Source organism: Brevibacterium sp. HMSC22B09 (assembly GCF_001806795.1).
Classification (GTDB): domain Bacteria; phylum Actinomycetota; class Actinomycetes; order Actinomycetales; family Brevibacteriaceae; genus Brevibacterium; species Brevibacterium ravenspurgense.
In genome coordinates, this window is the sequence record NZ_KV786016.1 from 1 (window position 1) to 11,307 (window position 11,307).

Below are 11,307 nucleotides of genomic sequence, written 5' to 3' on the forward strand. Positions count from 1 at the left end.
TGGGCCGGGACGGCCGCCGCCGGGCTTGGGACCGGGCTTGCCGCCCTGGCCGCCGGAACGCTGGTCGGATTTCGGCATGCCCTGCTTGGGTGCGAAGGGGTTGTTGCCGGGGCGCGAACCGCCGGGGCGAGGTGCCGCCGGACGAGGTGCCGGGGATTCTTCGCTCTTTGCGGCAGGTTTGGGTGCCGGCTTCGGAGCGGCGGGTTTCTTGGCCGCGGGCTTGGGTGCCGGCTTGGGAGCCGCAGGCTTCGGCGCTGCCGGCGATGCCGTGGTCTTTGCGCCAGCAGCCTTCGATGCGGCCGGCTTTGCCGTTGTCGACTTAGCAGCGGTCGGCTTAGCAGCCGTCGACTTCGCGGCCGGCTTCTTAGCTGCGGGCTTAGCGGCTGTCGACTTGGCAGCGGTCGACTTGGCGGCGGGCTTCTTTGCCGCCGGCTTCTTGGCGGCCGATTCAGCTTCGGCTTCGGGCTTGTCTGCACCGTCGAAGGCCTCGCGGACCTTGCGCACGACGGGAGCTTCCAGGGTTGAGGAGGCCGAGGTTACGAACTCGCCCATTTCCTGGAGCTTCGCAAGCACTTCCTTGCTTGTCGTTCCCAGCTCTTTTGCGAGCTGGTGAACACGGGGCTTTGCCACATTTCTCCTGTCCGGGTTCTCTCCGAACAGGAGAGAACCTCATCGAGTCGGAACAGTGCTCATTTCACTGTCCACGTCCGTAAGTCTTGGGTGTCATTTCTGAGCACTCACTACTTGTTTTCCATCTTCTGCAACCACTTTCCGTGATCTTCGTATGCGCTTCGCGGGATCTTCTGCTTGAAGGCAGCTGCGAATGCGCTCTTCTTCACTGCCCGTTCCAGGCAGTCTGTCTGCGGATGAAGCCAAGCGCCCCTTCCGGGAAGCACTCGGCCCTCATCAACTGCAATCCGAATCGGCTCGGTCTGCAGCACCAGACGGATGAGGTCGGTCTGCGGTGCTCTTGCACGGCACCCGATGCACATGCGTTCGGGCACGCCAGTTGAAGAGACCACGCATGTCAGTCTACAGCACGGGCCTTACCTGCCCGCGGGGCCTAGGCTTCGACGATGTCGATCTTCCACCCTGTCAGCTTGGCGGCCAGGCGGGCGTTCTGACCTTCCTTGCCGATCGCAAGCGACAGAAGGTCGGGGCGCACATAGGCGCGTGCCATCTTCGAGGCGGAGTCAAGAACCTCAACGCGCTCGACTTCCGCCGGGCTTAGGGCATTGGCGATGAAGACAGTCGGGTCATCGCTGTAGTCGACGATGTCGATCTTTTCGGCCCCGAGTTCGTTCATGACGGCCCGCACGCGGGTGCCCATCTCGCCAATGCAGGCGCCCTTGGCGTTGAGCCCCGGTACGGTTGCCTGCACCGCGAGCTTGGTGCGGTGTCCGGCTTCGCGTGCAATTGAGACGATTTCCACGCTGCCGTCGGCAATCTGCGGGACTTCGTGGGCAAACAGCTTGCGCACGAGGTTCGGGTGGGTTCGCGAAACCGTGATCGACGGACCCTTGTTGCCGGGACGAACATCGGCGATGAACACGCGGATGCGCCTGCCGTGCGAATAGTCTTCACCGGGCACCTGTTCGTGCGGCGGCAGAAGAGCTTCGACTTCGCCCAGGTCCACCTGGATCATGGCTGCGTCACGGCCCTGCTGGATAATGCCGGAGACGATCTCGCCCTCTTTGTCGCGGAAAGATCCGAGCACGCCTTCGTCTTCAACTGCGCGCAGGCGCTGGTGAATGACATTGCGCGCCGTCATAGCCGCAATACGACCGAAGTCATCGGGCGTGTCGTCGAATTCCCCGATGGGGTTGTCGTCGGCGTCGAATTCCGTGGCCCAGATGGTGGCCTTACCGGTTTTCAGGTCAATCTCCGCACGAGAGTCCGGGTAGTGGCCCTCCATGTTGTGGTACGCGCTCAGCAGGGCCTGTTCAATCAGCCCCACCAGCGTCGTCATCGGAATTTCGCGCTCGCTTTCAATCAGCCTTAGTGCGCCAAGATCGATGTCCACTGCCCGCTCCTCTTCTGTCTTGTTATTCAGTTTTTCGGTTCAACCCTAGTTCATGTACGAAGCATGCCGCATCAGCGGAATTTGAGAACCACCTGGGCTTTTTCGATTCCATCAAAGGAAAACTCGACCGGTTCGCGGCCCGAACCCGGCTCCAGAACAATGCCGAGTCCGGTCACGCCGGTGAGCACACCGGTGGTCTTCTTGCCCTCGGTGGGCCTCACCTCGATCGTCCGACCGACGTTCCTGCGGAAGTGACGCGGTTCGGTCAGCGGGCGCAGCGCACCCGGGGAAGACACCTCGAGTTCGTACGGCTTGTCGTTGAACAGCGGAAGCGGATCGATCACCTCGGAGATGACGCGGGTGGCCTGCTCAATGAGGTCCGAAGACACAGCCTCGGTCGTGTCACCCGCAAGATCCACTGTGACCACCAGCCGCCGGTGCACACCCGCGGCGTGCATCTTCACGTCTTCCACCAGCAGACCCAGCTCTTCCAGCGGGCCGGCTGCGGCCTGGGCGATGTCATCTTCTGAATAAGCCATGCCCCTATTCTTGCCGCACGACCAGCACAAGAACAACGCACCCTGCTCACGTGAACACATCCGAGGTTTTGTTTCACACCCGCATACTCTTGACGAGTAGGATGAGCGAATGGCCTACTCCAGACCGAAGCACACCAGCAGACGCGCTTTCCTCCTGCTCAGCGCGACTGCGGCACTGTCCGGGTGCGGCCTGCGCTTCGGTTCGCCAGAAGACCGCATACAGGCCGAGGCCGAAGAATCCTCCCGCGGCCGGATAGCCGCGGTTCTGGCCTCCATCAACGACGATGACCACGAAGAAGAGCACTCGAGGCTCACTGCCGCAATCGGCCCGCCCTGGACATCAGACAATTCCGGATTCCCCGAGATTCCCCCGCAGAACACCTTTGTTTCTGCCATGTACTCCATCGTCGACCTGGTCCTGCGCGACATCCACACACTCGGCGGACCCCAGACAGCCATCATCGTCGACGTGGCGGTCGGCGCATCGAACCTCTTGCCGAACTGGAAACCAGCCCAGCAGCGCTTCGCCCAGCTTCCTGCCCAGGGCTACCCCGATTTCGCGGACCGCAAGCCGTACAGCCCAGGTGACGATGCCGACCCTCTGCACGAATTTGCGAAGGCGGCTTTCAAAGCCTCCTACGGATACACCAAGGTCGCCCTGGCAATGAAGCCCGATAGCCGGGAACGCAGGGCGGCCACCGCCAGGGTGGAAGCACTCGCCAACGCTGCGGCTGATGCCAACACACTGCTCAAACAGGGTCAACGCGAAGAAGCCGCGAACCGTCCAGCGTGGAACCTGCCGCACAACCCGTCTGACCCCGGGTCGGCAAAGAAGCTCGCCCAGCAGCTGGAAGACACGGTCGCCGCAGCCCTGTTCGGAGTGTTCGAGGACCCCGCCGCCGTGCCGCTGGCCGGCCGCGAACTCAAAGCGAGCGCTGATGCTCGCATCGGCTTCGGCGGCAGGCAGCTGCTGCGCTATGAAGGAGAAGCTCAGTGAAAGTACCTCCCGTGCTCCTCAATTCGGCAACGCAGACCCAGGGTGAGGAACGCGCACAGGCCTGGGCTGCTGCCCTTGACCACATCGTGTTCGAGCTGTTCGACCGGTGGAAGCTCACGGACGACCCCCAGCCGGGCTCCCCGTGGGCGGGCGCGGAAAGCCTCGTCATCCCGGTCCGCCTGCACGACGGCTTTCCCGCGGTGCTGCGCATAGCCGCCCCGAACACCGACAACCCCACGGTGCACGAACAGACCATCCGGGCGCTGCGCGCGTGGGGTGGGCACGGTGCTGTGCGGATCATAGAAGACGACCCGTCCATGCGTGCCACCCTGCAGGAACGACTGCGGACCGAAGTCAACCTGTCGACGGAGCCGCTTCACGCAGTTGCCCCTATTTGGGGACAGCTGGTGCAGGCGCTGCGCGTACCGGGCGGCAGCGGTTTCGTGCGCGTGCAGGACATCGCCGCCGCATGGCTGAAGCGCTTTGACGCCGATGTACGTCTGGTCGAAGATTTTCCGGCATTCACACAAACCGACCAGCAGGTGCTCTCGACTGCGCTGTCGTGGACGAAAGAACTGGCGGGTGCTGCCGACAGCTGGCTGCTGCACGCCGATCTGCACTACTACAACATCCTTGCCGGCAATCCGGACGCCAACGGCATCGCCACGTGGAAGGCCATCGACCCGCAGCCCCTGACGGGCCCCACCGAATACATGCTTGCGCCGCTCATGTGGAACCGACTGGGCGAAATCCCCGGAACGGATCCGGAAGGACAGGCGGACTGGCTGCGCGGCTTCGCCGCTGAGCTTTCCCGCTGCGCACAGATCAACCCCAGCGGGGCGATGGGCGCTTCTGTTGCTCGTGAGGTCCAGAACATGTTCTGGTACTTACGCGCCGCCGCCGATGGCAATCCCCGGCTGACAGAAGACGCGGAGCGCTCCCTGTGGGTTGCCCGTGCCCTCACCGGAGTCAGCGTGCAGGGTATTACCACCCAGCAGCTCAAACCACTCGGCTGACGCGCGGCTGCGCTGATACGGCAGAAAGCGCCGGTGCCCCAAGCCTTTCGCTTGGGGCACCGGCGTTTGCGTTCAGCCGGCAGTTCGACTGCCAGCATCTGGCGCTTACAGAAGTTCGATGGCGTCCTGCTTGGCGTACTGTTCGCGCAGGCGAGCAACGACGGCGTCAGCGGCTTCATCAACCGGCAGGTCGGTCGATTCGCCGGTGAAGCGATCGCGCAGTTCCACGACACCGTCGGCCAGGCCGCGACCGGCAACGAGGACGTTCGGCACACCCAGCAGCTCAGCATCGCCGAACTTCATGCCGGGTGAAACCTTCGGACGGTCATCCAGCAGAACTCGGAAGCCGGCCGCTTCAACAGCCGCGGCGAGCTTTTCGGCAGCTTCCAGCGGTTCGTCGCCCTTGCCGGTGGCCACAATGTGCACATCGGCGGGTGCCAGGTGCACCGGCCACAGCAGGCCCTTGTCGTCGGCGAACTCTTCGACCAGGCAGGCCAGGACACGGGTGACGCCGATGCCGTAGCTGCCCATCGTGACGACACGGGACTTGCCGTTTTCATCAAGCACGTTCAGGCCGAGAGCTTCTGCGTAGCGGGTGCCGAGTTTGAAGATCTGGCCGATCTCCACACCGCGGGCAAGCTGCAGCGGTCCGGAGCCGTCCGGAGCGGGGTCGCCCTCGCGGATTTCAGCAGCTTCGATGTAGCCGTCAGCCTTGAAGTCGCGGCCGGCGGTGAGGTTGAAGACGTGCTTGCGGTCTTCGTTGGCACCGGTGACCCACTGTGTGCCCTCTGAGACACGCGGGTCCAGGAAATAGCGGATACCAGTGGAGCTTTCGGCACCCAGAACAGGTGCGTCGAGCGAGTTTCCGGGGCCGATGTATCCGGGAACGAGGCCGGGGTGCTTCTTGAGGTCGTCTTCGGTTGCCGGTTCGAGGTCGACTTCACCGTCGCCGAGCAGACCGGTTCCCGCAGCGCGGTCGAGGTCGACAGCGCGATCGCCGGGCAGGCCGATGACGATGACTTCGCGTTCGCCGTCGGGGTGGATGAGGGCGCACACGACGTTCTTGAGCGTGTCTGCAGCCGTCCAGGGGCGGTCAGAGCGCGGAGAGACTTCGTTTGCGCTTTCAACGAGGGTTTCGATGGTGCGCGCGTCCGGTGTTTCGAGAACCTCCGCTTCCGGCAGACCGTCAAACGGCACCGGGTCGGCCAGCGGCGTGGTGACGGCTTCGACATTGGCGGTGTAGCCGCCGTCGGAGCGGACGTAGGTGTCTTCGCCGACTTCGCTCGGGTAGAGGAATTCGTGCGTACCGGAACCGCCCATCGCACCGGGGGTGGCCTCCACAACAACGTACGGCAGGCCCAGGCGGTTGAAGACGTTGATGTAGGCCCGCCGCATGGCTTCGTAGGAAGCGTCGAGGCTCGCATCATCCATGTCGAAGGAGTAGGCGTCCTTCATGATGAATTCGCGTCCGCGCAGCAGACCGGCCCGCGGCCTGGCCTCATCGCGGTACTTGGTCTGAATCTGGTACAGGCTCAACGGGAGGTCCTTGTACGACGAGTAGAGGTCGGACACCAGCATGGTGAACGCCTCTTCGTGGGTCGGTGCGAGCAGGTAGTCGTGTTCGCGGCGGTCCTTCAGTCGGAAAATGCCCTCGCCGAAGGCTTCCCAGCGCCCCGACTGCTGGTAGGGCTCCGCCGGCAGCAGTGCCGGGAAGTGGACTTCCTGGCTTCCGGCGCGCCCCATTTCCTCGTGGACAATCGCTTCGACGCGTTCGAGGACCTTCAGGCCCAGCGGCAGCCACGAGAAGATACCGGGTGAGGTGCGGCGAATGTAGCCGGCGCGGTGCAGCAGTTTGTGGCTTTTGATTTCGGCATCGGCCGGATCTTCTTTCAGCGTCCGGACGAACAGCTTCGACAGCCGCAGGGTCATGTGGGCTCCTTTTTCGGGCAGGTATCGGGGCAAGATTATCACCGGCGCTACAGTTGTTCGCAGTGTCTTCGCCACCGGGCCGACAACGCCGAAAGGAGCCTCATGCCGGAGCTGAGCTTTGATGCCGGCACAAGCCAGCGGATTGATGTCTGGCTGTGGTGTGTTCGCGCGTTCAAAACACGGTCTTTGGCGCAGAAGCAGATCAAGTCCGGGCACGTGCGCATTGACGGTGACCGGGCGAAGCCTTCCGACAAGGTGAAGATCGGCCAAGTTGTCGTCATCCGCCGGCCGGGTGCTGAGCGCGTGCTCACGGTACAGGGTTTCCTCGACACCCGCGGACCCGCATCTATGGCCACAGCCTGCTACATCGATACGTCTCCCCCACCGAACCCGCTGCTGCGCGCCCCGGTTCCCAAACGCGAAAAGGGTGCTGGCCGGCCCACGAAGAAGGACCGCCGGGCATGGGACCGGCTGCGCGGGCGCACGTCCCGCTGAGTCTGACGAGGCGCCGCTTACGCCGCGCTGTTCACGCGCCTTTGTGCGGCTCTAACGGGTTGTCTGCGCGCGTGTGCTCGCGTCAGTAGGTCACCGTTGCGAAGGTGCCGACGGGGACGAAGCCGGCTTTTGCGTATGCGCGCAGAGCGGGTGCGTTGTGACTGTTGGCGTACAGCGTGACGATCGGAGCGAAACGCCGGCGAATGAGTGCCGTCGTGGCGGCCATGGCGCGCGAGGCCACTCCCCTGCCGCGGTATTCAGGGTGCACCCACACGCCCTGCACTTGAACCGATGTTCCCGAACCGATCCCGATATCGGCTTTGAACACCACTTGTTCGTCGGACATCCGGTTGGGCCACAGTGGCATGGGGTGACCGGTCGGCCCGGTGCGCGCCGTGTAGCCCAGCGACAGCCCGCTGGCGATGAGCCCCTCGACCCGGTTTCGATAGCCAGCGCTCCCACCTTCGAGAGGTGAGTACCCCACCTCTTCTTCGTACATGGCGACGGAAGCCGGGAAGACAACCTCCGCCTCGTACGGGGAGAACTGCCGGACCAGGGGGTCCGGCACAACGGTCGGCGGGGCAAGCGCACTGAGCAGCGGCTGGTCGGGCCTGCGATCCCGGGGTGTTCCCCAGTTCAGCCTGCTTGTCAGATCGAGAACCTGCTCGGCAGGCCCCACAAACGACGATGGCCTGCGTCCCTCGTGGTTGAGGATTGCAGCCATGACGCGGTTGGTTTCAGGGTCGGCGCTCAGCGGAACGATCGTGCTGCCCAGCCAGTAGGCGGCAACCGGGCGCCCCTCACGGAAGCATCCCACCATCCGGCCGGCGGGGCTGGCTATTTCGGCTGTGCGCGAGCGTTCCAGCAGTGCCTGCAGGAAGACGTTCGCCGCGGGATCACGGGCGATCTCCGCGGCGAACCAGTCGGTGTGCTCATGCAGCAGCGGGGCTGCCAGAACCGTCACCCGACGATGACCTCGGGTGGGCCGGAAGGTTCATCGGACTCTTCGGCGATGCGGTGGGCCTCTTCGATGAGCGTTTCGACGATCTTCGATTCCGGCACGGTGCGGATGACTTCGCCCTTGACGAAGATCTGTCCCTTGCCGTTGCCGGAAGCCACGCCGAGATCGGCTTCGCGCGCTTCACCGGGACCGTTGACAACACAGCCCATGACGGCCACGCGCAGCGGAATTTCCATGCCCTCAAGGCCGGCGGTGACCTTTTCGGCCAGTTCGAAGACATCGACCTGGGCGCGTCCACAGGACGGGCAGGACACGATTTCAAGCTTGCGCGGACGCAGGTTGAGCGACTGCAGGATCTGTTCGCCGACCTTGACTTCTTCGACCGGCGGGGCGGACAGAGAAACACGGATGGTGTCGCCGATGCCCCGGGAGAGCAGAGAGCCGAAAGCGGTTGCCGACTTGATGGTTCCCTGGAACGCGGGACCGGCTTCGGTCACACCCAGGTGCAGCGGCCAGTCGCCTCGTTCAGCGAGCATTTCGTATGCCTGAACCATGACGACGGGGTCGTGGTGCTTGACCGAGATCTTGAAGTCGTGGAAGTCGTGTTCCTCAAAGAGGCTCGCCTCCCACACGGCGGACTCAACGAGTGCTTCCGGAGTGGCCGAACCGTATTTCTCCATGATCCGCTTATCGAGCGACCCGGCGTTGACGCCGATGCGCAACGACACTCCGGCATCCGAGGCCGCCTTGGAGATTTCCTTCACCTGGTCGTCGAACTTGCGGATGTTGCCGGGGTTGACGCGCACACCGGCGCATCCGGCGTCAATGGCCGCATAGACGTACTTCGGCTGGAAGTGGATGTCGGCGATGACCGGGATCTTCGACTTCTGGGCGATTGCAGGAAGTGCCTCGGCGTCGTCGGCGGACGGGCAGGCGACACGCACGATGTCGCACCCGGCGGCCGTGAGCTCGGCAATCTGCTGCAGAGTGCCGTTGATGTCGGTGGTCTTGGTGGTCGTCATCGACTGGATGCTGACCGGGGATTCCGATCCCACTCCGACGCTTCCGACCTTGATCTGTCGGGTTGTGCGGCGGGGTGCCAGAACAGGCGGGGGCGGTTTCGGCATGCCCAGATTGACCGATGTCACAGGCGGTTCCCTTTCGAACGAGGCTGTGGGGATGTGCACAGTTCTGCGGGCCTAGGCCAAAGCTTCGGCCCGCAGAACGATTCTAGACCCCTGCCCCTGTGGATGCGCCGTGAGCCTTCTTCCGTTCACCTGCTCGCTGGTAGACCGCCATGATGACCGCGACGACCAGACCGACGAGCGACATGGCGATGACCGGGTAGACCAGGAGAAGGCCGGCAAGTGCCAGAATGACCGACTCCCAGGAGGCGAGCTTGCGGAAATAGAACCCTGCCACGGCGGCCGACAACACCGCCATGCCCAGCAGTGCTGTTATGAACACCGGGATGAACATGAGCGGGTTCTGGTCGCCCTGGAACAGCAGCACCGGCTCCATCACGAAGACGTAGGGCACCAGGAATCCGGCGATCGCAACCTTGAGTGCGGTGACACCAGACTTCAGCGGGTTCGATCCGGCGATGCCCGAAGCGGCGTAGGCGGCCAGGCACACCGGAGGGGTCACGTCTGCAAGCAGACCGAAGTAGAAAACGAACAGGTGTGCGGCCAGAACCGGCACATCGAAGTTCGAAATGAGGATCGGCGCTGCCACGGTGGCCGTGACGACGTAGTTCGCGGTGGTCGGCAGACCCATGCCCAGCACCAGGCAGGCGATCATGGTGAAGAACATGACGAGGAAGAAGTTCTCGCCTGCGGCGGTGAGGATGCTGTCGGCCAGGCGGCCGCCCAGACCGGTTGCGGTCACAATGCCGGCGACCATACCGGCGGTTGCACATGCGGCGATGACCGGCAGAGCGGTCTTCGCGCCCTCTTCCAGCAGCAGGATGGTGTCCTTGACACCCAGGCGGGTGCTGGCGCGCAGCAGGCTGATGACGAATGCCACGAGGATGCCCCACAGAGCGGCCTTCTGCGGTGTGGTTCCCGCAAGGAGGGTCACGATGATGACGGCCAGCGGCAGCAGCTGGTCAAGGCGCTTGAGCAGCATCTTCCAACGCGGAAGTTCGTCCTTTGAATAGCCTTCGATGCGCAGGCGACGCGCTTCGAAGTGGACGGCGAGCATAACGCCGGCGAAGTACAGGAACGCGGGAACGATCGCAATCAGGATGATCTGCGAGTAGGGCACGCCCGTGTATTCGGCCATGATGAACACGGCAGCACCCATAACGGGCGGCATGATCTGCCCACCGGTCGACGCGGTGGCTTCAACAGCAGCGGCGAACTTCGGGCTGAAGCCGACCCTCTTCATCAGCGGAATCGTGAACGAACCAGAAGTCACAGCGTTGGCGACCGAGGAGCCGGTGACGGTTCCCTGCATGGCCGAGGCGACAACGGCGGCCTTTGCGGGACCACCCGCATAGCGGCCGGTCAGGCGGAATGCCAGCGAGTTGAAGTATGCGCCGATGTCGGTGCGGACGAGGATGACGCCGAAGAACAGGAACAGGAAGATGAAGCTCGAGGACACCTGGATCGGCACACCGAAGATCGAGCGCGACGAGTAGTAGGTCTGCTGCACCATGTTCTGCCACGTGGTGCCGTGGTAGCGCATGATCGGTGAGTAGTTGCCCAACCAGAAGTAGAGCAAGGCGACAACGGCGATGATGACGATCGGCAGACCCACGCAGCGGCGGGTGGCTTCGAGGATCAAGAGGATCGCAATGAGAGCTACGATCGTGTCGAGCGTTGAGTAGCCGTGGATCTGCACGCCCACGCCCGTCAGGTAGGTGTAGTTGGCAAGCAGGTACACCGAGGTGCCCATTGCCAGCAGCGACAGGACGGTGTCAGCGCAGAGCGACGCGTAGTACGCTTTGCGGTTCTCATCCGTCTTCAGGCTCAGGCTCCTGTGCAGCGGGTACAGCAGGAAGATGATGCCCATGGCACCGCCCACGTGAATCGAGCCCTGGATGAGGGTGGGGCGGGTGCCGAACAGCGCTGTGTACAGCTGGAAGAGGGTCAGAGCGACAGACAGGACGAAGACGGCGATGCGCCACGGCCCCATGTCGGAGTTGATGCGGTAGCGCGAAGCGCTGTCCAGGTCGCGCATGACCTTGTCTGCGAGGTCCTGCGCTTTTTTCTGGTCCAGGGGCTCCGCGTCGGCGGAACCAGCGTCCGGGTTTTTGGCGGTGTCAGAGGGAGTCATGATCTTCTTGCCTGTCTGGGGATGGGGTCTGAACGGCGCACGCGGCGACGGCGCTCAATGCGCCGTCG

General features: G+C 63.7%; 11 protein-coding genes. 3 read left to right on the forward strand and 8 right to left on the reverse strand.

Going from position 1 to position 11,307, the window contains the following annotated elements; all coding sequences use genetic code 11:
• The 4 genes from HMPREF3087_RS05865 to rimP all read right to left on the reverse strand — a co-directional run.
• A partial coding sequence (locus HMPREF3087_RS05865; RefSeq protein ID WP_176745016.1) for a translation initiation factor IF-2 N-terminal domain-containing protein occupies window positions 1–630 on the reverse strand: 630 nt, incomplete at its 3' end.
• Window positions 631–740: 110 nt separating this feature from the next.
• Entirely contained in the window at window positions 741–1,022 is a 282-nt protein-coding gene (locus HMPREF3087_RS05870; RefSeq protein WP_070423880.1) for a YlxR family protein, read from the reverse strand.
• A gap of 41 nt (window positions 1,023–1,063) precedes the next feature.
• Complete coding sequence (nusA, locus tag HMPREF3087_RS05875; protein WP_070423881.1) at window positions 1,064–2,023, reverse strand: transcription termination factor NusA; 960 nt, start codon at window positions 2,021–2,023, stop codon at window positions 1,064–1,066.
• Between the two features lie 71 nt (window positions 2,024–2,094).
• Window positions 2,095–2,562 (reverse strand): ribosome maturation factor RimP, encoded by a 468-nt coding sequence (gene rimP / locus HMPREF3087_RS05880; protein WP_062019520.1) that lies wholly within the window; start codon window positions 2,560–2,562, stop codon window positions 2,095–2,097.
• Between the two features lie 109 nt (window positions 2,563–2,671).
• Here rimP and HMPREF3087_RS05885 point away from each other — a divergent pair, with 109 nt between their 5' ends.
• Window positions 2,672–3,559, forward strand: a complete 888-nt coding sequence (locus tag HMPREF3087_RS05885; RefSeq protein WP_070428439.1) for a hypothetical protein — start codon at window positions 2,672–2,674, stop codon at window positions 3,557–3,559.
• Window positions 3,556–4,575: an aminoglycoside phosphotransferase family protein gene (locus tag HMPREF3087_RS05890; RefSeq protein ID WP_061943471.1), complete on the forward strand. Its 1,020-nt coding sequence runs from the start codon at window positions 3,556–3,558 to the stop codon at window positions 4,573–4,575. Before HMPREF3087_RS05885 ends, HMPREF3087_RS05890 begins: the two co-directional genes overlap by 4 nt.
• A 105-nt stretch (window positions 4,576–4,680) precedes the next feature.
• On the opposite strand, the gene HMPREF3087_RS05895 is transcribed toward HMPREF3087_RS05890, so the two are convergent.
• A complete protein-coding gene (locus HMPREF3087_RS05895; protein WP_070428440.1) occupies window positions 4,681–6,504 on the reverse strand; it encodes a proline--tRNA ligase in 1,824 nt (607 codons plus the stop codon).
• A gap of 102 nt (window positions 6,505–6,606) precedes the next feature.
• On the opposite strand from HMPREF3087_RS05895, the gene HMPREF3087_RS05900 reads away from it, so the two are divergent.
• Complete coding sequence (locus HMPREF3087_RS05900; protein WP_070428441.1) at window positions 6,607–6,999, forward strand: RNA-binding S4 domain-containing protein; 393 nt, start codon at window positions 6,607–6,609, stop codon at window positions 6,997–6,999.
• An 82-nt stretch (window positions 7,000–7,081) separates the two neighbouring features.
• Here HMPREF3087_RS05900 and HMPREF3087_RS05905 read toward each other — a convergent pair whose 3' ends face one another.
• From HMPREF3087_RS05905 to HMPREF3087_RS05915, 3 genes are all read right to left on the reverse strand, one after another.
• Window positions 7,082–7,963 carry a GNAT family N-acetyltransferase gene (locus HMPREF3087_RS05905; RefSeq protein ID WP_083272068.1) on the reverse strand — a complete coding sequence of 294 codons (882 nt, stop codon included), beginning with the start codon at window positions 7,961–7,963 and terminating at the stop codon, window positions 7,082–7,084.
• On the reverse strand, window positions 7,960–9,108 hold the full coding sequence (gene ispG / locus HMPREF3087_RS05910) for a flavodoxin-dependent (E)-4-hydroxy-3-methylbut-2-enyl-diphosphate synthase (RefSeq protein ID WP_026022735.1): 1,149 nt from the start codon (window positions 9,106–9,108) through the stop codon (window positions 7,960–7,962). The genes HMPREF3087_RS05905 and ispG overlap by 4 nt, the downstream gene beginning before the upstream one ends.
• Window positions 9,109–9,190: 82 nt before the next feature.
• A complete protein-coding gene (locus HMPREF3087_RS05915; RefSeq protein WP_070428442.1) occupies window positions 9,191–11,239 on the reverse strand; it encodes a TRAP transporter permease in 2,049 nt (682 codons plus the stop codon).
• Window positions 11,240–11,307 lie beyond the last annotated feature (68 nt).

What these genes read in the sequence shown, in the direction of transcription:
- rimP (WP_062019520.1), bottom strand. Translation starts at nt 2,562, where the DNA reads ATGGCTTATTCAGAAGATGACATCGCCCAGGCCGCAGCCGGCCCGCTG.
- HMPREF3087_RS05885 (WP_070428439.1), top strand. Translation starts at nt 2,672, where the DNA reads ATGGCCTACTCCAGACCGAAGCACACCAGCAGACGCGCTTTCCTCCTG.
- HMPREF3087_RS05895 (WP_070428440.1), bottom strand. Translation starts at nt 6,504, where the DNA reads ATGACCCTGCGGCTGTCGAAGCTGTTCGTCCGGACGCTGAAAGAAGAT.
- HMPREF3087_RS05900 (WP_070428441.1), top strand. Translation starts at nt 6,607, where the DNA reads ATGCCGGAGCTGAGCTTTGATGCCGGCACAAGCCAGCGGATTGATGTC.
- HMPREF3087_RS05915 (WP_070428442.1), bottom strand. Translation starts at nt 11,239, where the DNA reads ATGACTCCCTCTGACACCGCCAAAAACCCGGACGCTGGTTCCGCCGAC.